The organism is Chryseobacterium sp. MYb7 (assembly GCF_002979455.1).
Classification (GTDB): domain Bacteria; phylum Bacteroidota; class Bacteroidia; order Flavobacteriales; family Weeksellaceae; genus Chryseobacterium.
Genome location: NZ_PCOU01000016.1, coordinates 80,229 through 105,616, shown reverse-complemented (window position 1 = coordinate 105,616; position 25,388 = coordinate 80,229). Strand labels below are relative to the sequence as shown.

31 protein-coding genes and 1 riboswitch are annotated in these 25,388 nt (G+C 34.0%); all 31 genes read right to left on the bottom strand.

Annotated features, from left to right (window positions below; all coding sequences use genetic code 11):
• Positions 1 to 17: 17 nt before the first annotated feature.
• Positions 18 to 1,019, bottom strand: coding sequence for a T9SS type A sorting domain-containing protein (locus CQ046_RS13960; RefSeq protein WP_105702860.1), 1,002 nt, complete (start codon positions 1,017 to 1,019; stop codon positions 18 to 20).
• Positions 1,020 to 1,150: 131 nt separating this feature from the next.
• Positions 1,151 to 1,798 (bottom strand): 3,4-dihydroxy-2-butanone-4-phosphate synthase, encoded by a 648-nt coding sequence (ribB, locus tag CQ046_RS13955; RefSeq protein ID WP_105702859.1) that lies wholly within the window; start codon positions 1,796 to 1,798, stop codon positions 1,151 to 1,153.
• A gap of 92 nt (positions 1,799 to 1,890) precedes the next feature.
• A riboswitch (FMN riboswitch) is annotated at positions 1,891 to 2,016 on the bottom strand.
• A 125-nt stretch (positions 2,017 to 2,141) separates the two neighbouring features.
• The gene (locus CQ046_RS13950; protein WP_317047021.1) at positions 2,142 to 2,609 is read right to left on the bottom strand and encodes a DUF1801 domain-containing protein; all 468 of its coding nucleotides are present in this window, start codon (positions 2,607 to 2,609) and stop codon (positions 2,142 to 2,144) included.
• 3 nt (positions 2,610 to 2,612) lie between these two features.
• Complete coding sequence (locus CQ046_RS13945; protein WP_105702858.1) at positions 2,613 to 3,392, bottom strand: alpha/beta fold hydrolase; 780 nt, start codon at positions 3,390 to 3,392, stop codon at positions 2,613 to 2,615.
• 396 nt (positions 3,393 to 3,788) lie between these two features.
• The gene (locus tag CQ046_RS13940) at positions 3,789 to 4,292 is read right to left on the bottom strand and encodes a DinB family protein (protein WP_105702857.1); all 504 of its coding nucleotides are present in this window, start codon (positions 4,290 to 4,292) and stop codon (positions 3,789 to 3,791) included.
• A 33-nt stretch (positions 4,293 to 4,325) separates the two neighbouring features.
• Positions 4,326 to 4,709, bottom strand: a complete 384-nt coding sequence (locus CQ046_RS13935; protein WP_105702856.1) for a 5-carboxymethyl-2-hydroxymuconate Delta-isomerase — start codon at positions 4,707 to 4,709, stop codon at positions 4,326 to 4,328.
• 132 nt (positions 4,710 to 4,841) lie between these two features.
• Positions 4,842 to 6,452, bottom strand: a complete 1,611-nt coding sequence (locus CQ046_RS13930; protein WP_105702855.1) for a serine hydrolase — start codon at positions 6,450 to 6,452, stop codon at positions 4,842 to 4,844.
• Between the two features lie 86 nt (positions 6,453 to 6,538).
• On the bottom strand, positions 6,539 to 6,973 hold the full coding sequence (locus tag CQ046_RS13925; protein WP_105702854.1) for a hypothetical protein: 435 nt from the start codon (positions 6,971 to 6,973) through the stop codon (positions 6,539 to 6,541).
• Position 6,974: 1 nt separating this feature from the next.
• Positions 6,975 to 7,478, bottom strand: a complete 504-nt coding sequence (locus tag CQ046_RS13920; RefSeq protein WP_105702853.1) for a hypothetical protein — start codon at positions 7,476 to 7,478, stop codon at positions 6,975 to 6,977.
• A gap of 15 nt (positions 7,479 to 7,493) precedes the next feature.
• Entirely contained in the window at positions 7,494 to 8,009 is a 516-nt protein-coding gene (locus tag CQ046_RS13915) for a hypothetical protein (RefSeq protein ID WP_105702852.1), read from the bottom strand.
• 12 nt (positions 8,010 to 8,021) lie between these two features.
• Positions 8,022 to 8,396: a VOC family protein gene (locus CQ046_RS13910; protein WP_105702851.1), complete on the bottom strand. Its 375-nt coding sequence runs from the start codon at positions 8,394 to 8,396 to the stop codon at positions 8,022 to 8,024.
• A gap of 18 nt (positions 8,397 to 8,414) precedes the next feature.
• Complete coding sequence (locus CQ046_RS13905) at positions 8,415 to 8,954, bottom strand: dihydrofolate reductase family protein (protein ID WP_105702850.1); 540 nt, start codon at positions 8,952 to 8,954, stop codon at positions 8,415 to 8,417.
• A gap of 22 nt (positions 8,955 to 8,976) precedes the next feature.
• Positions 8,977 to 9,543 (bottom strand): hypothetical protein, encoded by a 567-nt coding sequence (locus CQ046_RS13900; protein ID WP_105702849.1) that lies wholly within the window; start codon positions 9,541 to 9,543, stop codon positions 8,977 to 8,979.
• A 623-nt stretch (positions 9,544 to 10,166) separates the two neighbouring features.
• Positions 10,167 to 10,826, bottom strand: a complete 660-nt coding sequence (locus CQ046_RS13890; RefSeq protein WP_185126192.1) for a DUF2461 domain-containing protein — start codon at positions 10,824 to 10,826, stop codon at positions 10,167 to 10,169.
• 5 nt (positions 10,827 to 10,831) lie between these two features.
• On the bottom strand, positions 10,832 to 11,872 hold the full coding sequence (locus tag CQ046_RS13885; protein ID WP_105702846.1) for a serine hydrolase domain-containing protein: 1,041 nt from the start codon (positions 11,870 to 11,872) through the stop codon (positions 10,832 to 10,834).
• A 44-nt stretch (positions 11,873 to 11,916) separates the two neighbouring features.
• A complete protein-coding gene (locus CQ046_RS13880; protein ID WP_105702845.1) occupies positions 11,917 to 12,327 on the bottom strand; it encodes an SMI1/KNR4 family protein in 411 nt (136 codons plus the stop codon).
• Positions 12,328 to 12,338: 11 nt separating this feature from the next.
• A complete protein-coding gene (locus CQ046_RS13875) occupies positions 12,339 to 13,427 on the bottom strand; it encodes a T9SS C-terminal target domain-containing protein (protein ID WP_105702844.1) in 1,089 nt (362 codons plus the stop codon).
• A 562-nt stretch (positions 13,428 to 13,989) separates the two neighbouring features.
• Positions 13,990 to 14,532 (bottom strand): hypothetical protein, encoded by a 543-nt coding sequence (locus CQ046_RS13870; RefSeq protein ID WP_123906620.1) that lies wholly within the window; start codon positions 14,530 to 14,532, stop codon positions 13,990 to 13,992.
• Positions 14,533 to 14,591: 59 nt separating this feature from the next.
• Entirely contained in the window at positions 14,592 to 15,152 is a 561-nt protein-coding gene (locus CQ046_RS13865; RefSeq protein ID WP_105702842.1) for a hypothetical protein, read from the bottom strand.
• A gap of 42 nt (positions 15,153 to 15,194) precedes the next feature.
• Entirely contained in the window at positions 15,195 to 15,602 is a 408-nt protein-coding gene (locus tag CQ046_RS13860; protein ID WP_105702841.1) for a helix-turn-helix transcriptional regulator, read from the bottom strand.
• Between the two features lie 254 nt (positions 15,603 to 15,856).
• Positions 15,857 to 16,882: a retron St85 family RNA-directed DNA polymerase gene (locus tag CQ046_RS13855; protein WP_105702840.1), complete on the bottom strand. Its 1,026-nt coding sequence runs from the start codon at positions 16,880 to 16,882 to the stop codon at positions 15,857 to 15,859.
• A 253-nt stretch (positions 16,883 to 17,135) separates the two neighbouring features.
• Positions 17,136 to 17,447 (bottom strand): hypothetical protein, encoded by a 312-nt coding sequence (locus CQ046_RS13845; protein ID WP_105702838.1) that lies wholly within the window; start codon positions 17,445 to 17,447, stop codon positions 17,136 to 17,138.
• Positions 17,444 to 18,310: a hypothetical protein gene (locus tag CQ046_RS13840; RefSeq protein ID WP_123906619.1), complete on the bottom strand. Its 867-nt coding sequence runs from the start codon at positions 18,308 to 18,310 to the stop codon at positions 17,444 to 17,446. Before CQ046_RS13840 ends, CQ046_RS13845 begins: the two co-directional genes overlap by 4 nt.
• Before the next feature lie 241 nt (positions 18,311 to 18,551).
• On the bottom strand, positions 18,552 to 18,791 hold the full coding sequence (locus CQ046_RS13835) for a hypothetical protein (protein WP_105702836.1): 240 nt from the start codon (positions 18,789 to 18,791) through the stop codon (positions 18,552 to 18,554).
• A 136-nt stretch (positions 18,792 to 18,927) separates the two neighbouring features.
• Positions 18,928 to 20,553, bottom strand: coding sequence for a chaperonin GroEL (gene groL / locus CQ046_RS13830; RefSeq protein ID WP_105702835.1), 1,626 nt, complete (start codon positions 20,551 to 20,553; stop codon positions 18,928 to 18,930).
• A gap of 56 nt (positions 20,554 to 20,609) precedes the next feature.
• Positions 20,610 to 20,969 (bottom strand): four helix bundle protein, encoded by a 360-nt coding sequence (locus CQ046_RS13825; RefSeq protein ID WP_105702834.1) that lies wholly within the window; start codon positions 20,967 to 20,969, stop codon positions 20,610 to 20,612.
• Between the two features lie 33 nt (positions 20,970 to 21,002).
• Positions 21,003 to 21,281, bottom strand: coding sequence for a co-chaperone GroES (gene groES, locus CQ046_RS13820; protein ID WP_034696138.1), 279 nt, complete (start codon positions 21,279 to 21,281; stop codon positions 21,003 to 21,005).
• A gap of 115 nt (positions 21,282 to 21,396) precedes the next feature.
• Positions 21,397 to 22,188, bottom strand: coding sequence for a TerC family protein (locus CQ046_RS13815; RefSeq protein ID WP_105702833.1), 792 nt, complete (start codon positions 22,186 to 22,188; stop codon positions 21,397 to 21,399).
• Positions 22,175 to 23,383, bottom strand: coding sequence for a cation:dicarboxylate symporter family transporter (locus CQ046_RS13810; RefSeq protein WP_185126194.1), 1,209 nt, complete (start codon positions 23,381 to 23,383; stop codon positions 22,175 to 22,177). Before CQ046_RS13810 ends, CQ046_RS13815 begins: the two co-directional genes overlap by 14 nt.
• Positions 23,384 to 23,429: 46 nt before the next feature.
• Positions 23,430 to 24,716, bottom strand: a complete 1,287-nt coding sequence (locus CQ046_RS13805; RefSeq protein WP_105702831.1) for a CitMHS family transporter — start codon at positions 24,714 to 24,716, stop codon at positions 23,430 to 23,432.
• Between the two features lie 24 nt (positions 24,717 to 24,740).
• Positions 24,741 to 25,349: a DUF2490 domain-containing protein gene (locus CQ046_RS13800; protein ID WP_228406956.1), complete on the bottom strand. Its 609-nt coding sequence runs from the start codon at positions 25,347 to 25,349 to the stop codon at positions 24,741 to 24,743.
• Positions 25,350 to 25,388 lie beyond the last annotated feature (39 nt).

The following is a 25,388-nucleotide window of genomic DNA, read 5'->3' as shown; positions in this document are numbered from 1 at the left end:
GTGGGGATTTTGTTTTATTATTTCTTGATGAATTTTGTATTCTTTTTGTCTGCAGTATTTTTTCCGCTGATCTCAATGAAATAAGAAGCTGGTGGAAGGTCTGAGATCTGAATGTTTCCGGATTTTACCTCTGAAGTTTTAACCAGTTTTCCATCCAGACTGTAAATATTTGCTTTGGAATAATTATCTGTATTTCCTTTGAAACCAATAAAGTCTTTTGCAGGGTTAGGATAAACAACTAGATTTTCTTTTTTTGCTGCATTGCTTATAGAAAGGAATGTCTCGCTTAAAGCCTGCGCACTTGATGTGGATTGGTTGATACCTAATAAAGGAACACTAATGTTTCCGCTGGTCGTGCTAAGTAGCGCATATCTGTGAGAAGCATCGTAATAGGCATAAGCGGTATTGGTAACCGTTCCTATTGGATTAGAATAAATCACATCAAAAGAGGAGTATAAATTAAAATTCTGTGTATACTTTACTCTAAGAACATTACTGTAAGTTTGGTTGCCTACAATTAGGGTTCCGTATGCGTCAGCCTGAGTAGCCAGTGTCCCACTAAACAATCCGTTGGCAACAGATGAAGTGAAAGTTCCTTTAGCATTATCGTTTTGAGCAGGTCCGTAAGCTGTTGGATAATTGTTATAAGTACCATTATCTACATTAAAATTTAAAGTGGCCTGTGGATTTACAATTCCTGTAATTTCCAGTTTGGTTGCAGTTGCTTTATAATAAATTGTGTTTGTGCCGTCTACCATTTTAATGGTTGATCCAGGAAATGTTGTGATTTCAGTTGAAGTTGGAACAGAATAAGTAGTTTGTGAAGAAGCTCCCATTGTAAGACTTCCGTTTGAAAATGTAACGTTAGCCCCCGTTGCAGAGTTATCTACAGTTCCGTTTAACTGATTGTAATTAACAATATCTCCGGAAACAGGATCGTTGGCTGCTTTTGTGAGTGTAATCTGTGCAGAAAGCATAACAGATGTTCCTAAAAGGAAAAAGAGGATAGATTTTTTCATAATAAACTTTTTGCTAAAGTTAATTAAAAACACAATCCGAATTTTAATTTAATTCGTTTTTATCCAGATATTTAAGGAAATCGCCGGCTGATAAAATCAGCCGGCGATTCTGTGCGTTAAAAAACTAAATTTTAGTTGCTCATAATCATTTTACGGTAAGCATAAATATCTTCGATAGTCACGACACTCATCCCTTTTTTGATAGCAAAGTCTACAATTTCAGGAAGTCTTGCCATAGAACCGTCCTCGTTGGTCAGTTCGCAAAGTACGGCATCGTCTCCCAGATTGGCCATTTTTACAAGATCTACACTGCCTTCAGTATGTCCACGTCTTTCAAAGACACCATCTTTTCTGGCAATCAGGGGGAATACGTGTCCTGGACTTGCAATATGCTCTGCCTGGGCATTTGATGCCACAGCGGTTCTGATCGTTGTTACACGATCTTTTGCAGAAACCCCTGATTCTACACCCTCTCTGGCTTCAATAGAAATGGTAAATGCGGTTTGATTTTTTGAATTGTTGTTTTCCACCATCGGACGAAGGTTGAGATGGCGGCTTTTTTCCTCAGAAATACATAAGCAGACGATGCCGCTGCATTCACGGATCAGAAGTGCCATATCCTGTTCTGTAATAGTGGAAGCGGGAAAGATGATATCACCTTCATTTTCGCGGTTTTCATCATCTACTAATAGAATACCTTTTCCCTGTTGTAATGTCTGAAGTGCTTTTTCTACACGTTCTTTGGAGGTTGCTCCGAATTGTTCTAATAATTTTTCCATGTTATTTTACTTTTAAAAGTTAAAATAGTCTTCGGTACATGGAAATGAAATACAACGCAACAAGAATCCATAAGGAATCTTATTGGTCATCTCATTTTCTTCTCTCATCCAGACTTTAACTGTCGGTTCCGGAATTTCACCAGATCAGTCCTTTCAGAAGAAAGGAGTCGCGGACTGTAACCGCCGGTAGGGAATTTCGCCCTGCCCCGAAGAAAACTTATACTAAGTTTTGCTGTATGTTGTAATTTAAATTTTTATTTCATTGAATAGTATTTAACGCACAGACCGCTAATTTCGGGAAGTTTTTTGAATTGGAGAAGAAATTTATGACGAATCACTTACATTATTTTTCTCTACAGACACATTCTTGATTTTCATTTAAATAAGCAATGGTTGCCTTGCACATTTTCTCTAAGGTGTCAATATTGATATCAGAAAGTTTTTTGATATAGATACAGGATTTTCCCATTTTAAATTTTCCCAAGTCATCCAATAAATACTTACTTTCTTCAGTGGGCGAATAAACATACAGCGAAAACTCCGCTTTACGGGGTGAAAATCCAATAAGCGGCATATCGCCTTCATGTCCGCTTGCATATTTATAATGATAACTGCCAAATCCAATGATGGTTGGTCCCCACATTTTAGGCTCAAACTCTGACCATTCACTCATTAATTGTATTAATTGAAAGCTATCAGCTTTCTTTTCATCTTTTTCTACAAATGAGTTAATAAAATCGGTAACGTTTATGTCTGTTTCGGTGGTTTTATTTGCTTTAGCCATAGTTTTTTGTGTTTTTTTAGTTATCATTTTTTAAATCAGTCTCTTCAGAACATCATCTAAAATAACATTGAATTCATCCGGTTTTTCCAGCATAGGATAATGCCCAACTCCCTCAATAGTAACATAATCATAGTTTTTCAAATATTTGCGATTAGCTTCCAGGTCAGTAGGAGAGGCATCAGAATTGATAGCGATAACGGGTATTTGAACTTGCTTTGCAATGGTATTAAAATCAGTTTTATATAAAGGTCTGAGAAGATTGATGGCCATTTCAGGTTCATTCTGAAGAAATTCGTGTTGCAGCCTTTCTTTTACATTAGCAGGAGTCTGCTCAACGAACAGATATTGAGGCAGGAAGTTTTCCACAGCATATTTAAAATCTGTCATGTACTGTGTGAACATAATTTCTTCAGCCTGCTGTTCTGTGAAAGCTTCATCCAGATTTTTCAGGGTATCAATCAGAATTAACGCTTTTACCTGTGGGATTTTTAATGACGCTTCAAGTACATAAGCTCCGGACATAGAATGTCCTACAAGAATAATCTCATTTGAGTTGACAGCATCGGCAACAGCTTTAATATCATCTGCATATCCGGCACTCGTCCATTCCTGTCTGGAAGAATCTGATTTTCCGTGTCCTGCAAGATCCATTTGTACAATATGATATTGGCTATTTAAATATTTTTGCTGGTCTATCCACCATTCAGTATTTCCAAGCCATCCGTGAATGAAGATTAATGTTGTGTTTCCGTTTCCGGATTCTTTGTAATGAATTTTCTGACCGTCTGATGATATTGCGTAGTTTTCCATTTCAAATTTTGGTATTAGTGTGTAATAACAAATTTACAAAATTGCTATGATCATATAAGAATTACAATTGTGGATTAACATGAATTCAAAGTAAAAATGTGGACAGTTTATCCACAAAACTTATCCACATGGTTTTCTATTGTGGAAAATTCACAAAAAATAATATTTGTTGTAATTTAATGAAATATAGATACTTATATTGTTTTTTTTATGATCTAAAAATTTATCCATAGTTTATCCACAAACAAAAATTAAGTAATAAAAAGTTATCCACAAATAGTAAGAAATGTGGATAACTGATTATTTAGAGTGTAAATGATTTGAAACCAATAACTTAATTAAATGGAAATGCTATTCTGAAATTCTCTTTCATACTTATCCACAAAATTGATGGGTTTATTGCTGATCTTTATAAATATTCCAGAAATTAAAATCCGTCATAGGAGCATCCGTAATTCCGATATTTCTTCCCATTGTTACGATTTGTCCTCTGTGATAGGTTCCATGGATAATGGCATGCTGAATATATTCGTACTTGGAAAAATCACACCGAAACCATTGGGATTCTATCTTTACATTTTTTGACAGATCTTCCTCAGATAAGCTTTCCACATAATCTACCAGCATTTGTGAATTGTTTCTTATCGCATTGAAAACATCTTCTTTGCTGGTGGCTTCTGTAGTTTTAGTAAAATCAAAATCATTCTTTTCAGAAATATGACTCCACCAGTATTCCTGAGTTTGCCAGATGTGGTGTAATGTTTTTAAAATAGTCGGAAAACTTGAAATCGTTTCCTGATTCAGCTGTTCGTCGGACTTTGTGGATAACCAGTCGATGTACTTATTAACTACCCAGTTGTTGTACTGTACGGTTTTGTTAACTAATTCTTTTAGGCTCATGATATTAATATTTATTGGGTTTGAAAGATGGTGTTATAATCCGAAATGCCGGTCTTTATTCGTATTCTCAGGATTAATGAGTGCTTTGTTGCTGTAAGTTGCTGCTTCGAAATCACTAATGTTTACTGAAAGAAAAGAAATGTCGGGTAGTAATTCTGAAAGCCTCATGCTAATCTGTCTGGAAAGATGGGCTTTTTGCTCAGCACTTCGCCCTTGCATAATATACCCGAACACATGCAGGAAATTTTTCTTGTCTGCACCTAATTTATAATATTGATAGGTCTGAAGCCTGACTTTAATATCATTGGGAGCAAACAGACCTGTTGCATTAGCTATGCCATAAACGGCTTCCATTAATTCATCAGGTGTTCTTTCCTGAAGAATATCCTGTGAACAATCTATAATAAAATGAGGCATAAATTATATTTTGTGTTTTGATTTTGTGTAAGTTAAAAATAATAAAAAATATCAATGGATGTTAAAAATAAAAACCGTTCTGAAGACGGAACGGTTTGAAAATGTGTATTTTTTACTTTGTAAATGCTGATTTTATGGATTTGATTTTTTGATACTGTATTGTGGTTTTACAATATTTGTCATATCCAGAACAATATCATAAAGACCATCTTCATTGATTGGGAAATCATAGGCAGCAAGGGCAATACTTTTACCATCGTTATTCAGTCCAAGGCTATATCCCCAATCATTATTAAGCCTGAATTTTAAATTGCCCTTATTCAGTTTATAACTTTTCAGGAAATAAATATTAGGATTTTTAGGGTCTGTCTGCAGCGGAATATCTTTCCCGTCCCAGCCGTTCGGAGTTGCATTTCCAATAATTCCCCAGATAAGATTATTGGTATTTCTTTTTGCCGTTTTTACAGTTCCATCCCAGAAATGAATGACGAGGGTATTTATTTTTCCGTTTTGATCCGGTTGAAATGTACAGGTGAATTTTTCATCCAGCTGAAAATATGTTTTGCTTAATGGTAATAAAGCATTTCTGGGATAACCGCCTTCTTTGAAGATCAGTTTTCCTTCGGCACTGTTTATATAAAAATTTGAGTTTTCAGTGGAATAAACACCTTCCAGTTTTTTTAAATCCGCTGCACTCACTTTTGCAATGGCTGGAATGTTATAAGGTTTATTGTACAGAATTTTTTCTGCCAGAGGAATAATAAAATCTGTATGTGATAATTCTGAATTTGACATGACGATAAGACAGATATCATCTTCCAAAACCCTATAATATCTGCTTCTATAGCCAGGCCCGCCACCGTCATGACCTACTCGTTTTTTGTCAAAACCAGTCGTGATCTGAAAACCTAATCCATAGTGATCCTTAAGATAAGGTGTAAAAGCCTTTTCTATGATTTCTTTTTTCAGAATGGTGTAATTTTTAAGCGCTTCATTGAATTTAAAAAGATCTTCCACGGTAGAATACATGGCTCCTGCACCAAAAGGGTGATCTGTTTTAAAGCGTAATGCTTCGTTAGACCCTTTATCAGATAAAAATTCATATCCCCATGCTTTGTTTTCATCAGTCACATTATTGAAATTGAAACCACTGTGATTCATCTTTAAAGGCTTCAGAATATTGTTTTCAATTACTTTATCATAATTCAGACCTGTCACTTTCTTAATGATATAGCCGAGAATATAATATCCGGAATTGGAGTAATCCCAATCTTTACCAGGAGAAAAATTCAAAGGTTTTGCAGAAATATATTTTATAAATGTTCCCTCATCTACAGTATACTCAGAGTTTGTTTCATTGGGAATTCCTGATGTATGGGAAAGCAGATTGGCAATAGTAATGCTGTCGCCTTTCGGAAAATCAGGATAATATTTGGAGAGTTTGTCATTCAAAGATAATTTTCCCTGTTCTTCCAGTTGAAAAATAACGGTTGCAGTGAACATTTTTGTCATAGAGAATGCCCGGTAAATACTGTTATTGGTATTTTTCTCTTTTTTAGGAGCATTTCTGTAGCCGTAGCTTTTTTCAAAAATAATTTTTCCTTTTTCAGCAATCAGAACGGAACCACTGAGCAAGCCCGCTTTTTCATACGTTGAGAATAAGTGTTCCAGTTGTTTCGATTTCTGTGAAAAAAGAGGATGTACCGAAAGCAATACAGCAATACAGGTTAAAATAAATTTCATGTAATTTTTTTTAAATAAGACACTTTTAAGTGTTGTAATATTACATGGGATTTGAAAAAATTATTGATGGAGAGTAGAAGGTGTCTTTATGTAATTTGAATTAAAGTCTTAACACCGCTGATCATAATCATAGAAGCTTTCCCTGTTTCAATAAAATATTTCATGGTTTTTCCATTTTCAAGGATGATCTTTCCGAAAGTATATTTCTCATTTCCATACCCTTTAAAGTTTCCATACAATTCATTTTTTGCATGTATAATAAATCCCGATTCCAAAATTCCGTTTTCTAATGTGATCAATTTCTGAGTTGTCAAAATGCTATAATTGTCTGAATTGATTATTGTAGAACAGATAAGGAGTTCTTCTCCATTTAACTGGATAGAAATGTCTGGATATGCATTAAAAAAAGAATGATTATCTTCATAAAACTTTGCCCATTGAAAGTCATCGTAAGGCTTAATAGTGCTTCTCTTTATTTTTGAGATACAGATATTATGTTTTGATTGATCTGTTTTTTTCATTTTAAGACCACATTTTTTTTATTTCATCTGCTATTTCACTGGCTTTGGTTTCGGTGATCCAGTCTACAATTCTTGTTTCGTTGCCGCTTTGTATAAGAACAACAGAATAGGTTGAGCCACTCAGAGAAAAGCGATAGCGGGTTCCAAACTTATATTTTTCTACTTGAAAATCTTTTACCTGAACCTGATCAATTTCTTTTTTCAGATAAATTTTAGGTTTTGTAAACAGCTTGTTTTTATATCGGACTGTTATTTGTTCAGGTTCAATAGTGAGAATTGTTTTTCCAAAAGTATTCCATAGCCAGAAATATAAGAGAAGTATAAAAAAAGCTGCAAAAGGAGTGGCAGAGGAAAAAAAGTTTAAAACAGCATAAAACCCTTGCTCCTGAAGACTTGTAAGAGGAATAATAATCAGAATAATAAAAGAAAGCATCAATAAACCTAAACCCAATACAATGGTAACTGCCCAATTAGGCTTGTTCTTTATTTTAATAATGATTGGCATGCGTAGACGTATTTATTATACAGTTTTCCTTTCAAATAATAAGGTCTTTTTAAGCCCAAAATTGTTTATCCTAACCGTTGGGGAATCCAGTTCCCAAGTAGGAAGATTATCCGAAAGCTGATCTTTTAATTTTACAATTCCAGGAGTTACTTTGTAATCAAATTCATAGCTTTTTTCATGGGTGATGATTTCCAGTCCGGATTGTCTTTTATTAAAAGGAGAAGGAATAATAAATGAATATACTGAAACTATTTCATTCCATTTTATAAATGCCGTTTCTTTATTCTGCTTGAAGTAAAATCCATCGCTCATGTATTGAAAAATTCCATCAAACTTATGAAGACCGTCCATTTCTTTTTCAAATGACTCATAATCTTTTTCGTCGGGAGAATAGAGCTTAGCTATTGAAAATACCAGAACTACAAAGCACAGAAAAATAATAGCAAATGAAATTTTTTTATCATCAAAAAAGGGATAATAGTAAAGAATAAGAACTAAAATCAGACTGGCGGCTGCAATTATCTTTTTCATGGAAAATATTACTTATTTTTTTCTTCTTAGCTGAAATACATTTCCTTCAGGATCGGTCCCGTCACAAAGCCAGAAAGGGTAGTCCTGAAAAGTTTTGATGTCCCTCATTTTGACTTTTTTTGACACCAGATCATTTTTTGCAGCTTCTATGTCCATATCAATATCAAAAACAATTTTGGTATTGTTGTCAAAAATATGATCCGCTTCTATTTCTTCAAGATACTGATCTCCGATTTTGTGTAAACCAATATAAGCACCTCCGGCATCAAGTAAAGCCCATACAGGATCTTCCTCAATTACTTTCAGATTAAAGTTTTCTACATAGAAAATTTTGAGTAACTGCACATCTTTTACATACAAAATAATCGTACTGAGCTGAACATTCATATCTTCTAAATTTTTAGTTTAAACTTCATAAATAAGCTGTACGACACCGGATTTGAAGACATTGGTCTTGACCAATTTTAGATGTAATCTTTCTTTTAAATCTTCAAAAAGAGGTTTTCCTTTCCCCATAGCAATCGGATGTACGGATATTCTGTAGGTGTCAATAAGGTTGTGCTGAATAAAAGTTTTAATTAAACTTGCACCTCCATACAGCCAAATGTTCTTTCCTCCTTGATTTTTTATTTCTGAGACTTTATCCACAATGTCAGAACTGATAAAAACAGCATTTTCATCTTCCCTGTTTTGACTGGAAAAAACAAATTTATTTTTTGAATGAACCGCTTCCCAAAGTTTTAGTTCTTCCGGACCTGCATTGTCTTCCGGCTGATAATTTCCCCAGGAATCATAGCTTACTCTTCCGTAAAAAATAGTGTCTATCCCTGAAAGAAATCCATCAAAATCCATATCATCGTCCATGATACACCAGTCGGTTTCTCCGTTGGGACCTTCAATAAATCCGTCTAAAGTAGTGGCCAAATCTAATATTACTTTTTTCATGTTTATATAATTATGCTGATGTTTATCTATCGCTTTGTTTTATAAAGTGTAAAGTTTGAATAACCTCTAGAAGTTCTGTCTGGCTTTGTTTCGATAGATTTGTTCCATATAGGTTGAAGCTTATTTTTCCTATTGATCCAGTCTTGAGGCTGTCTATATAAATTCCGGTCATTCCTTTTCCTGCTTTTTTAGGCTCTACTATTTTTGCCTTGTATCCATCAATTTTTTTATAGGTTATTTTACTTTTAATAAAATCTTCTCTAGTGGCATTTTTATCAATAACAATAAATTCTGTTGTATCCGCATTTGGATTAACTGTTAGAAGTTCGTTGAAATCTTTTCTGCTAATAATCGTGACATTTTCTTCTAATGAATAGGAATAAGGTCCGTAATCGTAAAAAATGGAATCATTATTTTTTGTGATAATGATGCCGGCATTGCTATCATAAGAATCCGAGTTTATTTTTTTCCAATCCTTGGGAGCCTGAATTGTAAAGCTGCCAAAGTTCAGTAATTTTGTTTTTTGTGAATTTTCATAACAGCTCAAGAGTATAAAAGAAGTGATAATGAATAAGAATATGTTTTTCATAGTTGGTTATCATTGTTTTTAAAACTTCAGCTTAATTTTTTGTACTTCTGTTGTGTTAGGTTGATCTATTTTATTGGGTAGAACCCAATTTACATACAATTCTTTATTTTCAACATGAATACTGTCAATACAATAATGTGGAAGAATACTGGAGCATTTTTTCTAGTTTTCTCCCAGGAACTGCTTTTCTTTTCCAACAATATTTTCAGCAACTAATTGATAAGGGAGAGAATCGGTTTCATAAATAAGATTACAATTTAGCAGCAGCTTTTTATTCTTGTTTTAATTAAATAAATATTTAATGCACCAATGATCCACCAGACAGGAATTTTTAAAATGATATATAAAACATTAAATCCATCGACAATTGCAAATTTACTATGAACATTACTTAATTCAATTTGAGTAGAGATGATTGGAATAATAATGAAAAAAAATATCCCAATTACTATTTTGCTTATTTTATTCAATTTAAGCAGTTGAGTCTTGCTTAAAATATATAGAATTAGATTAATGACTATTATAATTAGAATGTCAGAATAGTTGAAAAATGTAAAAGGTTCGGCTGGTTCTCTAAAAAAGGTATTCATTTTTCTATAATCGAAGTGTATTATAACTGAATGTTAGTACAAAGGTTCTCCATTCATATCCGTGGTAAGAATTTCACTCATATAATCAAAAAAAGGACGCATTGCCAGCAAAGTTAGAATCGCTTCTTTTTGAAAACTGTCAGATAAAACTTCCTTATCAGTGAACTTTCTCATCACCAGGAATTGCTTTTTTCTGATTAAATCTATAGCTGGGTGATTTTTATCAAAACCCCGTGGTGCCGTTTTTACAGAGTCTCCCTTAAGCTCTCCAAAATATTTCACAAAAGTTTCGTCCGAGATAATTTTTTCAATTTCTGTACTGCTGATTTCAAATTCTTTACGGATGCGAAGTAAATCGCTGGCTTCCGGACCCCAAAAACCACCTCCCACAAAACTATTGCCTGGTTCCAGCTGAATATAATATCCACCTCTCAGCATGGGTTTCGAACGGGAATATCCTACTCCAAAATTGGTTTTATATGGTGTTTGGTCTTTGGAAAAACGAACATCCTTGTAAATCCTGAAAATATGAATTCCTTTCAGCTGATCGTACTCCTGAAGTTCATTATAAATATGTGTAAAAAGAACTTTATTTTCTTTTACAATCTGATCAAACTCAGATTTATGTTTCGCAAACCATTCGCGATTGTTATTTTCTTTTAAGTGGGTGAGAAATTCAAATGCTTTTTTCATATGTTTTATTTTTTCGGAAAACTATATTCTTCGTTTTTCAAAATAGCTTTAATAGCTTCAGAAATTTCAAATAACTTTCCGTTGTAATTGTTTCCTAGTAAGATAATGGTGAATTTTTCATTCAAATTTGAAACTAAGAGGGCTTCATAGCTTCCAGCTCTTCCGTCGTGTATATGCTCAATGAGTTTTTTGTTTTTAAATTTTGCCTCTCCTAAAGCAGATTGGGTTTCCGGTAAATTAAATTGCTGCCCTAGTTCAAAAACAGAATTTTCATTAATTATTTTATTGGAGTGAAGACAATTTGACCATTTCAGCAAATCCTGGGTGGTTAAATACGTTCCGCCAGTTATGGATAAATCTTCTTTGTCTGCAACCAGGTCATTATTAAATCCTTTGGCTATATTTTTTTCATTCTCAAAATTAGTCATCACAGAAGAGTTCATTTTACATGGCTTAAAAATGAACTTTTCCACATATATTTTAAAATTCATCCCAGTCAAACGTTCAACAATAAACTGGCGCAGAAATAGATTGTTATTGTTGTAATCGTAATTTGTACCCGGTTTGAAATCCAGCGAATCAATAAGTTGTAAACCCTCAAAGAGATCTTTGTCATTTTTGATTTTTTTCCAGTTTACATTGGGAATGCCACTCGTGTATTGCAATAGATTTTTTAGGGTGACTTGATCAGCCCATTTGGGTAATTCAGGAATGTATTGGGAAACATGGTCATCCAGCTTCAGCTTGCCCTGTTCCTGCAATTGTAATAAAGCAACAGCGCTAAATTCTTTTGTAATGGAACCAATATTAAATCTATAATGAGTTGTTAGTTCTTTTGCTTTTGAAGCATCGGTAACACCGAAAGAAGCATTGTAAATAGGCTTGTTATTTTTTGCAACTAAAACATTTCCATTAAAAGCCCCAGCCTGATAAACCATCTTCATCAGCGAATCAATTTTCGCTTTCTTTTTGTTTTGTCCAAATGCGTGAAAGGGTAGAAGGAAGAGAATAGTGAAGTATAGAAATAATGTTTTACAATACTGCATGTTTAATTTTTTTCTTTGTTTATTGGTTTTATTTTTTATTTATATCAATATAAAATACCTGCATCCGAATTGATAAGAAAGATTGTTTCAGAAAAAGTATCTGCAATCCTCACAGGTATCTCACCAGTATTTTTAAACACTCCGTTTTTACCTTTTACAAAACCAATATGATGCGCGTTAATCAGATACTCTGCAAATACAATGAAGCTCTTATCATTTTCATTATGATATTCCTCCAGAATTCTTGCTAATGGCCAGATGGAAAACATATTCTTTGTCCAATCCCAATCTTCAAATCCATCCAGCTTTAAATAAAACTCTTTAAAATCATCCGGAAAATGAAAGTCAATCATTTCTTCGGCTGTTTTAATGGATTCTGGTGTTGCGGGTGGACTTAGTTTGATATTTTCATTGGTCCACTTCTCTTTAATTTTATCAATATGGAGATGTATCATCAAAGTGATTATTACCTGAAAATTTTAATCTGCTGCAAAACGCCTTTCTCATCTTTAAAACTAAAAATATAATTTCCAGGTGGTACTCTGGACAGATCTATCGTTTTATTATAATAGGCAAAACCTTTGCTCATCTGCTTTCCATCTGTGGAGTAAACGGCGTATTCAAACTGATTGCTGTTATTTTTATTGCTGATGATAAAACCGTCTCTATGTGCATTGGTATAAACTTTTGTTTCCAACGCACGGTTTTCATTGGTTGTATCTGCGAGTGTGCTATCGCTAATGTCTGCTACCTGTATGCTTTTAATCGCTGATTTGGTTATAGACGTTGTACTTCCGCCAATGATGTATAATTTATTGTTATATACTTCCGCAGCAGCATGTCTTCTGGGAATCATATTGGAAGATAACTGATGGAACTTATTGGTTGTCGTATCAAAATAAGCCAGAAAAGTCTGATTATTATAACCCCCTGCTATAAAAATCTTATCACCGGATACCGCTAATGAATGTCCGGATATCCCGGCAGGCATTGTATATTGATCGGTCCAGCTATTAGTGTTGATATCGTAAACATTGATCAGGCGGGATGAAGTACCATTAAAACCGCCAATGACATATAGCTTATCATTCACAATTTTGCCCTTGGCTTCTCTGGCTGTAGGCATATTAGGTAACGGATGCCATGTATCTGAAGCAATATCATAATACTGGAATCTGTTAGAAAATACAGTGGTTGCAGCCCCGTTGAGTCCACTGCCTCCGAATACATATATTTTTCCATTATGGATGGCAGAACCTGCATTTCCGGTATAGGAACGATTAACAGCTCCTTTTGTTACTTTATGGGTTTCAAGGTCTACAATTTCAAGATGGCTGTTCCCCCAACCGTTAAAAATATAGATTTTATTATCGTAAGTCTCCGAATTAGCAAATTTTTTGGGACTCAGCGTAGCATTGAGAATACTCCACTTATTATCGGTAATATTATATTTTTCGATATAATTGGCGTTGCCACCACTTTCCAGATATCCATTGCTCACATAGATGTTATCATCCACAATGACACTGGTTATGGCACCTCTGCCCACGGACATATTAGCGAGACTTTTAAATTGAAGGGTTTGTGCATGGGTGAACAGTGAGCACAAAAATGAAAGGAATAATAATTTTGTTTTCAATGGTATTAGTGTTTAATATTTAAGTTTCTTTAATTGAATAGGGTGGTTTAAAGATAAGAAAAAGTTGAAAAGAATTTTCTAAAAAACCTATTACTTCACTCGTGTTCTGTATTCCACTACCAGATGTAGCTACCCCCTTAGGTAAGGGGGTAGAGGGGGTTGCATAAGGGGGTAGAGACCCTTACTAAAGGGGGTATACCCACTTACCCAAGGGGCTGGAGGTACTTATAGAAGGGGGTAGAGGGGGTTGTATAAGGGGATAGAGACCGTTCCTAAAGGGGGTATACCCACTTACCCAAGGGGCTGGAGGTACTTATAGAAGGGGCTGGAAGGAGTATGGAAGGGGGTAGAGGTGCTTTATTGCCAGAAATCTGATGACTTTGGATGATTTATGATCATAAGAAATCCGAAGACAATAGGCTTCGGATTTTTTTTTTTTTCATAAAGGCGGGCTGCTTTTCAAAGCAGGCTTATATTTTTATTTCAAATAAATTTTTTCAAGAAGTTCTACAGATTCTGCTTCAGTTAATGGGATCTTTTTATCTGTATTATTGGTTAGATTGAATGAAATCAGATTGTTGTTTCTAACGGCATAGAGTAAATAGGAAGTCTGGTCCTTATGATCATTCTGAGGCATGTTTCTTACAATAATTTTCCAGATGATATAATTTTTTTCTTCGTTTCGCTTTATTTCGGAAACTTCGGCTTTCACTCCATGGGAAGATGCCCAGTAATCATATTCCCATTTGTAAAATGCATTCAGCAATTCTTTTTCTGTTAAGCCTTCTTTATAAAATTCAAATTTTTCAGGCTTTCTTACAGAAATTAATACACTTATTTTTTCGTCTTTATTGCTTAAGTGAAATTGTCCGGATTGTTTAAGGTGGTTTTTATATTCCCATTTTCCAGGGAATTCAAATAACTCTCCATTGATTTGAAAAGGAGTCTTCTTTTGTGCAAAAGAAGAGGTTGAAACCAGTAAAAGAATGAAGATGGAAAAAAGTTTAATGTTTAATTTCATTTTGAGTATAATTTTCTTGAAGGGTGGGTTATTAGTTTTGTTTTTAATGGTTGAAAGTATCAATTATTATTAATTATTTCCTGACTTTCGGATTTTGAAATACCAAAGGATTCAGAAACATTCCAGTTTTCACTTTTACTCAAAGTCACATGTAAGATTTTAATTTCCAGGCCGTTGGTATAATGAAACATTAAAGTACCTTTATTCTCAATCAATGAATTTTTACTATACCAAACCAAAAGACCATTATTGATAGCAGGAAAGGAATATTGTTTTAGTGGAGAGTAATGTACTTCAAACAGACGGTATTCTCCTTCTTTTCTTTTTTTTATATAATCCGAAATCTTACATGGAATGTAATAGCCTCTGTAAGAATCCTGATAAATAGAAGTAGAAGAAACAATATTAGGGTGAAAAAGAGATATGCTTAGTTCATTACCGTGACTCCAAAAAGAAAAAATTTGTTCTCTTTCAGTTGCCCATCTGCTATCAAAAATACTATTTACACTGGCAATAAATAATTCTCTTGGTTTCCAGAGCTGAAGATATTTTCTGATGATTTTTTCACAGTTGGCAATGAAAACAGGATCATCATTTTCATCTTTGGTTATAAAATCCATTATTTTATGTTGAATGAAATTAGTAAAGTACTTATACCAATTTTATTTTTGAATTAGCTGTTCCAGTCTGGCCATCATCTCATCTTTTTCTTTCAACATTCTTTCGTACAGCGCAATTTTTTCTTCGTGTAGTTGCAAAACTTTATCTATAGGATGAAACGAAGGATTATTATTTATACCATTAAGTATAGAGCCATTATCAAATGTATTAGCAATAATATTAACTGCTTGTTCTTCATCCATATTCTCAATAGCTTCCACAGGAACTTTCAGAATCTGGGAAATCTTTTCTAAAATATCCTCTTCAATAGTTTCTTTCTGCTCCAAAAGCGAAATCTTCTTTTGGTTCCAGTCTTCACCAAGATCAAAAGCCAAAGCCTCCTGCTTGATGCCTAACATTTCCCGAAAACGCTTGATATTTCTCCCTTGATGTATTTTTTTGTTTTGCATATTTGTGTACGTTATAGAAACAAATATAAGTAAAAGTTGGGGGATAGGAAATGGGGGAGTGGGGTATTTTAGGCGGGCAGAAATAAGTAATCCGAAGTGGGAGGACTTCGGATTTTGTTTTATTTAAACATTCTAATATAATCCAAATGCCAAAGTCCCAAGTCATATGATATAATCGTACCTAGTAGCGGGGATTTTATCTTGGGATGAAAGGACAATGTATTTGCTATAGAATTACTAATTTTTTATTACTTTTAGTTGTAATTTATAAATTGTTTTAAATCATTGTATGCTTTTTTTGCAAATTGATTATTAGGTTCTACAGACATCCAAAAATTAAGTTTCCCAATTATCGAATATAAGTAATTAGGATTTTTAATTTTATTTCTTCTAATAACATTTAATGCCCCAAATTTTCTTATAAAGTGAACTTCTTGTTTAAGTTTACGTTTATACTGTTTGGGAACTTTAATTGTATTATCTGAAATCGAAATTCCCGTAATAATTCTTTTTGATTTTTTTTGCTGTAAAAAAGTTTTCTCATCATTTGCTTCAAAGCCACATTCACTAATTATCTCTTTTATATATTCTAAATGCTTAGAAGTGATTTTTTTGCCTGAAAATGCTAAGTCATCAGCATACCTTGTATATTTTAAATCAAATTTTTTGGCAAAAGCAAATAACCTCTTATCCAAAGTAATTGCTACTAAATTACTTAATATAGGACTTGTAGGAGCTCCTTGCGGTAAATTTTGATCATAGCAACATATTGAAGCTAAGTAAAAAGATACTTTTTGTGTATAACCAAAAGATTTAAAAATATTTATAACTTGATTTATTGTGATTGATGGGAAAAAATCTTTTATATCAATTTTTAAAAATTCATCTTGATTTACATGTATTTTTGCATTGGTTATAATTGACTTTTTTTTTGTAAACCCTTGTGCGCAAGGATGTATTTTAATATTTTTCAATATGTTATTATAAATCCATCTTTGGCAATCTAGAAGCGCAGGATAGGGAGCTGTAATTTTTCTTGTACCTCCTTTTTTCTTTGGAATTTCAAACTCGCGATAATGAGATATATTGGAATTAACTACAGATGATAAATATTTTGAATTTCTTCCTAATAAAAGTGTAAGATGGAAGAAATCAAATATGATAGGTACTTTATTATTTAAAAGTACTTCTATGTATCTTAAATAATTCTGTTTAATTTCATCATTAATTTTGGCTTTTGTGAAAGACGAATTCCAAAAAAATAGATCTTTTTTACTCATAAGAAATGGAAGGTAATAAGTTAACTACTTTCTTAACTTTAGCTTTGTGATTAATACTGATTATTTTGGAGTAATCTACAAAATAATTTGGATTAATCACCGCGAGTCTCAGCTCTGCTGAGCGAGAACCCTTAAATAAAAAATTTCTAATTTTGTATTTAAGGGTAAAGGATAAAGTGTACCTTATCCTACGAAGCGACTTCACTTCAATTGTACTAGTTTCTTCTATACCTTCCAAATTTATTGCAATTTATTAAAAATTAAAATCTCTTGGAACATAAAAACTATTAATTTTTATCTGGGGGCCTAAAAATTCTTCTTTTATGTCGAATTCTTTTTTTTCGTGCTTTATATTTTTTTTAACTATTGATTCAATTCCTTCTTTTGTGATTTCTATTCTTTCATTAGTTCCAGTAATGTAGTTTGATGCTTTTAAGTTTTCTATTGTCTCAAATAATATTTTTGGAGATACTTTATATCTAGAGTATAAAGTATATATAAATAAACCTTCAGTTGATTTAAATAGGTCGTTTAATATTATTTTTTCTATTTTATTTAGTTTCATTTTAATCCTCTTTCAAAGCGTGTTAACATTGTATTTCTGTTTTTTTCTCCTATATCTTTTGGCCACCAAAAAATAGGGAAAACAGAATTAGGAGTATTGCCTAAACAACTTTCTAATGAATATAATGCCTCTGCTTCATTATATCCAAATGAATAATCTGAAAGATTGAAGGCATTAATTGAATTACACAATTTTTTTTCTAAATCACACATAAGATCTTTTGCTTTGATTAATTGTGAATCTTTAAATCTTTCAGAAATTCCTCTAGGTAATCTTAAAGGACAAAATACTTCATATCCTTCTTTTTCGATTCTTTTTATAGCAGAATCCATGCCTGCAACAAAGCATATTTTAATTTCTAATTTTTCATCTTTAATATCATTTTTTAGTTGTTTCAATCTTCCTAATATTGTTTTACCACTGCCAATAAATTCATCAACTAATATGATTTGATATTTATCATCTTTAAAATTTTTTGGAATTGCTCCAAATCTATTAACCGTTTTTACATTGGACCAACCTTGTTGAAATAAAGGCATTTTAATATTATCTAAAATTTTTTGACTGCTATCAGCTTCATCGTCGTAAGTTATTGCAGCTATCTGGCAGTTTGCCTCATCGAAACCAGAGTCTACAATAATAAAATCAGCAATTAAATTTAAATAATTTGAAAAAACTTTTTGATCAAGAAAATTGAATTCTTTTAACAAATCTATAACTAAATCTTTATGGAGTTTTGTATCACATAACATTATTAATTCTAGCAAACTATCTTCTTTATCACAAAGCCATGGTTGTTTAGAGTATAACCTAAAAATATCATTGAAATCTTCTTTATTAATGTGTTGTTTAATTTTTCGCATAAATACCTCGTAGATAATATCCCAATTTACGGAATGATTGAGTATTATATGTATAAATTATATTGTTTTTTTAAGAAAATGTATTTATTAGAATCACACTTCATATTTATTTTGGATAAAGACAGGTTGCAGAAAGTAGAGTAGTTTATATATTAATTTACCTAGGTCGTTGGCCGTTACATCATTCCTGGTATTCCATCCTCCCGCTCCATACAATACAATTGCACTCTAATGAATATTTTTATAATGAAATTACTTCATAACCGATTCTTGATTCAAGAGATATGTAATCAGAATGATTATTACTAATACAATAAATTTGAGATACTTCTTCTTCTTGAATTTTAACAAATTGAGGTTGGATAGTTGATGGTAATTTATTTGTAATTGTCATAATTCCTTCGATCGAATTATTTTTATCATTCTTTGGCACTACAATTTTAAAAATGAAAGTGTTGTTGTTGTAAATTTTAATTTCCATAGTTTTTTTATTATAAATGTTCAGCTAATTTAATATTTTGAAATAATTATTCCTTACGGGAAACCATATTCCAACAAAAAACCGCTCTACAAAAGCAGAACGGTTTATATATTAAATTTGTCTTAGCGACTTGTTACTACATCATTCCTGGCATTCCACCACCCATTGGCATAGCTGGTTCAGCGCTCTTAATTTCAGTGATAACACACTCAGTTGTTAAAAGCATTCCAGATACAGAAGCTGCATTTTCAAGAGCAACTCTTGTTACTTTAGTTGGGTCAATGATTCCTGCTTCAAGCATGTGAACATACTCGTCAGTTTTTGCGTTATATCCGAAGTCACCTGTTCCTTCTGCTACTTTCGCAACAATTACAGAACCTTCACCACCTGCGTTAGCAACGATTTGTCTTAATGGCTCTTCGATTGCTCTTTTTACGATTTTGATCCCTGTAGTTTCATCTGAATTGATTCCTGTAAGGTTTTCCAAAGCAGAGATTGCTCTTACTAAAGCAACACCACCACCAGCAACGATACCTTCTTCTACGGCAGCTCTTGTAGCGTGTAGTGCATCATCTACTCTGTCTTTTTTCTCTTTCATTTCAACTTCAGAAGCTGCTCCTACATAAAGTACAGCAACACCACCAGCTAACTTAGCTAGTCTTTCCTGAAGTTTTTCTTTATCATAATCAGAAGTAGAAGTTTCCATCTGAGCTTTGATCTGAGCTACTCTTCCTTTGATTTTCGCTTCGTCACCACCACCATTTACAACAGTTGTGTTGTCTTTATCGATGGTTACTTTCTCAGCAGTTCCAAGCATATCTAAAGAGATGTTTTCCATAGTGAAACCTTGCTCTTCAGAGATTACCTGTCCACCTGTAAGGATCGCGATATCTTCTAACATTGCTTTTCTTCTGTCTCCGAATCCTGGAGCTTTTACAGCAGCAATTTTAAGAGAACCTCTTAATTTGTTTACTACCAAAGTAGCTAAAGCTTCACCTTCAACTTCTTCAGAGATGATCAATAGAGACTTACCACCTTGTGCAATTGGCTCAAGAACTGGTAACAATTCTTTCATTGAAGAGATTTTCTTCTCTACTAAAAGGATATATGGGTTTTCTAGTTCAGCTAACATTTTCTCAGGGTTAGTCACGAAGTAAGGTGACTGGTAACCTCTGTCGAACTGCATACCTTCCACAACATCTACCGTTGTATCGATACCTTTAGCTTCTTCTACAGTGATTACTCCTTCTTTTCCAACTTTTCCGAAAGCTTCAGCGATCAAAGCACCGATCGTTTCGTCGTTGTTAGCAGATACAGAAGCTACTTGCTTTACTTTATCTGTAGAATCTCCAACAGCCTGAGACTGTGCTTTAAGGTTTTCAACAACTGCAGTTACAGCTTTGTCGATTCCTCTTTTAAGATCCATTGGGTTTGCACCAGCAGCTACGTTCTTAAGACCTTCTCTTACGATAGCCTGTGCCAATACAGTAGCGGTAGTAGTACCGTCTCCTGCGATATCATTAGTTTTGGAAGCCACTTCTTTTACCATTTGCGCTCCCATATTTTCTACTCTGTCTTCAAGTTCGATTTCTTTTGCAACAGACACACCGTCCTTCGTTACGTGTGGAGCACCGAAAGATTTTTCGATGACTACGTTTCTTCCTTTAGGACCTAAAGTTACTTTTACTGCATTAGCCAATGCATCTACCCCTCTCTTTAGAGCGTCTCTTGATTCAATATCGAATTTTATTTCTTTTGCCATAATTTTAAGCTTTGGGCTATAGGCTTTAAGCAATAAGCTTTTTTTACCTTTAGCAATTAATTATTATTTAATAATTTTTTTCTGAGTTGTATAAGTTTTTGTCTGATTAAATTCAGGGTCGCATTAAGTTTTGCTATTTTATCTTCAGAAGTAAATCCCAAATCACAAGAAAGTAAAAGAAGGTATTCCGTTTCGTTTGTGGAACCTATACTTATTTCTAAAAATCTTGCGAATTCTTTGTCTGTGGATCTTCCACAACCTTCTGCGATATTGGTAGGAATAGAAACGGCTGCTCTTCTTATTTGAGAAGTAAGACCAAAAAGCTCAGATTTAGGAAAATTTTCAGAAATAATATAAATTTCTTTTACCAGTTCATGAGAAATTTTCCAGGTATCATATTTTTTGTAGTCTCTCATTGCCTACTGCTTATAGCTTAATGCTTACTGCTTTTACCCAATGATTCCTAATAAATCAGCTTCTCTTACGATTAAGTAATCTTTACCTTCCAACTTCAATTCAGCACCTGAATATTTTCCATAAAGAACTTTATCACCTACCTGAACTGTTGTAGGCTCATCCTTTTTACCAGGACCTACTGCCACTACAGTACCTTCTTGCGGCTTTTCCTTTGCAGTGTCCGGGATAATGATTCCTGAAGCTGTTTTAGTTTCTGCTGCTATTGGCTCTACCAGAACTCTGTCTGCCAATGGTTTAAAGTTTACTGACATAATATATTTATTTTTTAATTATTTCTGTGTTGTAATTCCCTAAATGTATGCCATGAGACACTGATGGCTGAAATGGCAGACTTTTGTTTCCGAATGTGAAAATTTGGCAGAAAAATTATTTCTTACGGGCTGGAAATCCGAAAAGATAACTCGTAACTACAGGAACTACAAACAAAAGAACGGTAATGGCGGAAACTAAAATTTCCATGGTATGACTGGCTAAAAATTGAGCGAATGCCGTAGCAGGGTAGAAGTGCTCATATAACGATAAACTTAGTTTAATCCCTAAAATAGCAATGACAGCAAAAGCGGCAGTTTCCAGGAAAGGAAATACCTGCATCAAACGAACAAACCACTGTGCAATAAATCTCATGGCTAAAATTCCTATAAATACCCCAAGTGTAATCAGAAGTAAATTATCAGAGAAAGCCACTGCGGCAAAAACATTGTCTATGGAGAAAGCAAGATCCATGACTTCTACAATAGCAACGGTTGCCCAGAATTGTCCCAGCAGCCCGATGGAGTTTTTATACAGCCAGCTGGATTCTTTGTCAGGATTTTCCTCCGGATTTTCTTCATCATTTGTGTTTTTCATCTTTTTGATAAACCAATCAAAAGAAATATAGAGAAGGTATAATCCTCCCAGTGGTTTTAGCCACCAAACGGAAATTAATACAGAAGCAAAAATAAGAGCCAGTCCGCGAAACAGGTATGCTCCAAGGATTCCGTATTTTAAGGCTCTTTTTCTTTGATGTTCGGGAAGATCCATTACGATGGTCGCCAGTACTGCAGCATTATCTACAGAAAGAAGGCTTTCGATAAGGATAAGATTGCCGATGATGGCGATCGATTTTGCAGGGTTTTCTAATATGTCATTGAAGAGGTGTGTAAAATCAGGAAATATCATTTTTTAAAGGAATAGAATTTTGGTTAAGTTTTGAAATAATGGCAGCAGAAACTGTAATGCCTATGAAATTGGTAACCGATCTGGCTTCATTCATAAAGCGGTCTATGCTGTATAACAGAGCAAGATCTGTGGTGGGAATTTTTCCAAACCGGCTTAGGGTAAACATAAGGGCTAGAAAGCCTGATCCGGGTACTCCTGAAGCAGTTTTTGAAGCAATTGAAATGGTGATAAAAAGCCAGAAATAATCTTTTATTGTAAGTGGAATATTATAAAACTGGATAAGGAAAATACATGAAATTGAAAGGTAAATACATGCTCCTGCCAGATTAAAATTGTACCCTAGAGGAATAATAAGACGAAGTATTTTGCGGTCATATCCTTGTGATTCCATTTTATCAAAGATCATTGGAAATGCGGTCTTTGACGACGAAGTTGCTACCACAAGAATGATTTCTTCTTTGATGCTGATCAAAAAATCCCAAAGGTTAATCTTAAAGTAAGCCGTTATAACACCTAATATCCCGAAAATGAAAAATACACAGGTAAGATATACTGTGGCTACAATTTTACTTAATGGCAGCAAAGTATTAATTCCGTATACAGAAATTCCATAAGCGATATTAGAGAAAATGACGATGGGAAGAAAGATGTAAACATACTTGATGAGTTTGAAAAACAGATTTCTTCCCAGGTCTATAGCCTTAAGAATGTTATTCTTTTTCTTTGAAAGACCAATCAGGATACCTGCAGTTATTGATATTAAAAGAAAAAGTACATAGTTGCTAATATGTAAAGGATTTGTTGTTCTTGTTAAAAATCTTTCCGGAAGCGCTTTGTGGGAAGAAATCATAATCCCCGTATTGGCTCCCGGCTTTAAAAGAAGTCCGGATCCGATGCCCAATAAAATACTGATGGAAGTGATGATTAAAAAATAGAGAACCATCTGACTTACAATTTTAAAAGCATTTTTGGTGCTGAAAATATAGCTTACCCCATAAGTTACTGCAATAAAAATAACAGGAATAATCAAAACTTCAAGAAGCGTGAAAAAGTAACTGCTTACTGTTTCCAGATGTTTACTGACTTCCGGAAAATAATAACCGGTTAATGCTCCACAGATAATCGCTGTGAACACATACAGAGTAAGGTTTCTTAAATAGGAGTCTGTAAACGTTTTTTGCTTAGAAGGTTTCATCATTCATTTTTTATAAGGTAAGATTACAAAATTCAAAGATATAATCTTATATAATACCAAGAGCCAATGCACTCAGCAACATTACAATTGATGATCCGATAGCCCATTTTAAAGTGAATTTCAGATGGTCAGAGAATTCAACCCCTGCCAGTGAAACCAACAGATAAGTGGAAGGAACCAACGGACTTAATAAGTGAGAAGCCTGCCCCACAAGACTGGCGCGTCCTAAAATATCAGGAGGAATATTCAGCTGGCTGCCCGTTGCTGTGATGACAGGTAATATTCCAAAATAATAAGCATCGTTGGTAAGGAAAAAAGTAAGCGGTACGCTGAATACAGCGGTGATTACATTCAGATAGCCGCCCCAGGTTTTAGGAACAATACTGATAATGCTGTTTCCCATAGCATTCATAATTCCTGTACCATTCAGGATTCCTGTGAAAATTCCTGCACCGAAGATCATTCCGGCTACGGATAAAGCATTTCCAGCGTGTTTTGAAATAATTTTCTGCTGGTCTTTCAGTTTCGGATAATTAATCAGAGAAGCTATACAGAAGGCAATCATAAAGGCAATGCCCAAAGGAATAATATCAAGAATCATAACGCAAAGAAGGATAATGGTCAGAATTAAATTGACAATAATAAGTTTCGGACGTCTTAATGCAGGGTCATCTTCACCGGCAATATCCTGTCCGCTGTATTTGGTATATTTTCCATGTTTGCTTATTCTTTTTTTCTCTCGAACTCCCAGAATATAAGCAACAAAAAATACCCATACCAGCCCGATCAGCATGACCGGAATCATAGGAACAAATATTTCAGTATGACCCAGCTTAAGAGAACTCATTACTCTGGCGGTGGGACCTCCCCATGGTAGAATATTCATAATACCACCTGCGAGCATAATAATACAGGTTAAAACCAGAGGGTTCATGCCCTGTTTTTTATAAAGTGGGAGTAATGCAGCTACTACAATAATGTAAGTGGAAGAGCCATCGCCGTCTAAAGAAACTAAAGTGGTGAGAAGGGCAGTTCCGATGGTTGTTTTTACAGGATTATCTCCTACAGCCTTTAATATAACATTAACAAGAGGCTCGAAAAGCCCGGTGTCAATCATCAGACTGAAATACAGGATGGCAAAAATCAGCATAACTCCCGTGAGTGCTATTTCTTTGACACCATTTTTCATCATATCTCCGAGATCAGGCCCGAATCCTGCTACTACAGCTATAAGAACCGGAACCAGGACTAAGGCGGTAAGCGGAGTCATCTTTTTGTTCATGATGAGAATCATGAAGATGAAAATCATTAAAAAGCCAAGAAAGGTCAGCATAGTTTTATATAAATATTAATGAGGTTATTGTTGTTTCTTTTTTCTCCAGTCAAAGTTGTTTCTGAAGCCTATAAATCCGTAATTACTTGTTTTTTGGGTTTCCAGCTGATTGATAAAGGCCAGCTCCAAAGCAGAATTTTTTCCTAGTTTTATTCCAAGACCTGCGGTAATACGATTGCTGTCGAAAGGTTCTAATTTGTCAACATTCATTCTTATTTCATTTTTGAGAATGCCGTAGAGCTTTTCTTTTTCTCCTTTTTTATTGAAAGGAATTCTCACAGAGATCAGATACCGGATTCTCACCTCAAATTCATCAGGATTGCTGATAAATCGTTCTTCTACTCTAAGCCGGTTGGAAATTGATGTTCTTCCAATGTAATAATCAGCAGTTACCTGCTGGAAAGGTCTTTTTTCATATCTTATCTTTTTGGAATCGTCAGCATTATAAGATTCGAGGATCAAAAACATAGCTCCTGCAGCGGGTCTGATATTTTCTGCCACTTCATAATCCACATAAGCGTTCACAAGAAAAAGCCTTGTGTCGTAAGCCAGGTCAAAGGAACGATATTGGGTAAGTGCAGTTAAAGTACTTTTATCGGTTAATTTTGCCGACATCAGGTACTGAAACCACATATTATAGTTGTCTTTACTCTGACTACGTAAAAGACCAGT

What these genes read in the sequence shown, in the direction of transcription:
- CQ046_RS13960 (WP_105702860.1), bottom strand. Translation starts at nt 1,019, where the DNA reads ATGAAAAAATCTATCCTCTTTTTCCTTTTAGGAACATCTGTTATGCTT.
- ribB (WP_105702859.1), bottom strand. Translation starts at nt 1,798, where the DNA reads ATGGAAAAATTATTAGAACAATTCGGAGCAACCTCCAAAGAACGTGTA.
- CQ046_RS13950 (WP_317047021.1), bottom strand. Translation starts at nt 2,609, where the DNA reads ATGATAACTAAAAAAACACAAAAAACTATGGCTAAAGCAAATAAAACC.
- CQ046_RS13945 (WP_105702858.1), bottom strand. Translation starts at nt 3,392, where the DNA reads ATGGAAAACTACGCAATATCATCAGACGGTCAGAAAATTCATTACAAA.
- CQ046_RS13940 (WP_105702857.1), bottom strand. Translation starts at nt 4,292, where the DNA reads ATGAGCCTAAAAGAATTAGTTAACAAAACCGTACAGTACAACAACTGG.
- CQ046_RS13935 (WP_105702856.1), bottom strand. Translation starts at nt 4,709, where the DNA reads ATGCCTCATTTTATTATAGATTGTTCACAGGATATTCTTCAGGAAAGA.
- CQ046_RS13930 (WP_105702855.1), bottom strand. Translation starts at nt 6,452, where the DNA reads ATGAAATTTATTTTAACCTGTATTGCTGTATTGCTTTCGGTACATCCT.
- CQ046_RS13925 (WP_105702854.1), bottom strand. Translation starts at nt 6,973, where the DNA reads ATGAAAAAAACAGATCAATCAAAACATAATATCTGTATCTCAAAAATA.
- CQ046_RS13920 (WP_105702853.1), bottom strand. Translation starts at nt 7,478, where the DNA reads ATGCCAATCATTATTAAAATAAAGAACAAGCCTAATTGGGCAGTTACC.
- CQ046_RS13915 (WP_105702852.1), bottom strand. Translation starts at nt 8,009, where the DNA reads ATGAAAAAGATAATTGCAGCCGCCAGTCTGATTTTAGTTCTTATTCTT.
- CQ046_RS13910 (WP_105702851.1), bottom strand. Translation starts at nt 8,396, where the DNA reads ATGAATGTTCAGCTCAGTACGATTATTTTGTATGTAAAAGATGTGCAG.
- CQ046_RS13905 (WP_105702850.1), bottom strand. Translation starts at nt 8,954, where the DNA reads ATGAAAAAAGTAATATTAGATTTGGCCACTACTTTAGACGGATTTATT.
- CQ046_RS13900 (WP_105702849.1), bottom strand. Translation starts at nt 9,543, where the DNA reads ATGAAAAACATATTCTTATTCATTATCACTTCTTTTATACTCTTGAGC.
- CQ046_RS13890 (WP_185126192.1), bottom strand. Translation starts at nt 10,826, where the DNA reads ATGAAAAAAGCATTTGAATTTCTCACCCACTTAAAAGAAAATAACAAT.
- CQ046_RS13885 (WP_105702846.1), bottom strand. Translation starts at nt 11,872, where the DNA reads ATGCAGTATTGTAAAACATTATTTCTATACTTCACTATTCTCTTCCTT.
- CQ046_RS13880 (WP_105702845.1), bottom strand. Translation starts at nt 12,327, where the DNA reads ATGATACATCTCCATATTGATAAAATTAAAGAGAAGTGGACCAATGAA.
- CQ046_RS13875 (WP_105702844.1), bottom strand. Translation starts at nt 13,427, where the DNA reads ATGTCCGTGGGCAGAGGTGCCATAACCAGTGTCATTGTGGATGATAAC.
- CQ046_RS13870 (WP_123906620.1), bottom strand. Translation starts at nt 14,532, where the DNA reads ATGAAATTAAACATTAAACTTTTTTCCATCTTCATTCTTTTACTGGTT.
- CQ046_RS13865 (WP_105702842.1), bottom strand. Translation starts at nt 15,152, where the DNA reads ATGGATTTTATAACCAAAGATGAAAATGATGATCCTGTTTTCATTGCC.
- CQ046_RS13860 (WP_105702841.1), bottom strand. Translation starts at nt 15,602, where the DNA reads ATGCAAAACAAAAAAATACATCAAGGGAGAAATATCAAGCGTTTTCGG.
- CQ046_RS13855 (WP_105702840.1), bottom strand. Translation starts at nt 16,882, where the DNA reads ATGAGTAAAAAAGATCTATTTTTTTGGAATTCGTCTTTCACAAAAGCC.
- CQ046_RS13845 (WP_105702838.1), bottom strand. Translation starts at nt 17,447, where the DNA reads ATGAAACTAAATAAAATAGAAAAAATAATATTAAACGACCTATTTAAA.
- CQ046_RS13840 (WP_123906619.1), bottom strand. Translation starts at nt 18,310, where the DNA reads ATGCGAAAAATTAAACAACACATTAATAAAGAAGATTTCAATGATATT.
- CQ046_RS13835 (WP_105702836.1), bottom strand. Translation starts at nt 18,791, where the DNA reads ATGGAAATTAAAATTTACAACAACAACACTTTCATTTTTAAAATTGTA.
- groL (WP_105702835.1), bottom strand. Translation starts at nt 20,553, where the DNA reads ATGGCAAAAGAAATAAAATTCGATATTGAATCAAGAGACGCTCTAAAG.
- CQ046_RS13825 (WP_105702834.1), bottom strand. Translation starts at nt 20,969, where the DNA reads ATGAGAGACTACAAAAAATATGATACCTGGAAAATTTCTCATGAACTG.
- groES (WP_034696138.1), bottom strand. Translation starts at nt 21,281, where the DNA reads ATGTCAGTAAACTTTAAACCATTGGCAGACAGAGTTCTGGTAGAGCCA.
- CQ046_RS13815 (WP_105702833.1), bottom strand. Translation starts at nt 22,188, where the DNA reads ATGATATTTCCTGATTTTACACACCTCTTCAATGACATATTAGAAAAC.
- CQ046_RS13810 (WP_185126194.1), bottom strand. Translation starts at nt 23,383, where the DNA reads ATGAAACCTTCTAAGCAAAAAACGTTTACAGACTCCTATTTAAGAAAC.
- CQ046_RS13805 (WP_105702831.1), bottom strand. Translation starts at nt 24,716, where the DNA reads ATGCTGACCTTTCTTGGCTTTTTAATGATTTTCATCTTCATGATTCTC.
- CQ046_RS13800 (WP_228406956.1), bottom strand. Translation starts at nt 25,349, where the DNA reads ATGTGGTTTCAGTACCTGATGTCGGCAAAATTAACCGATAAAAGTACT.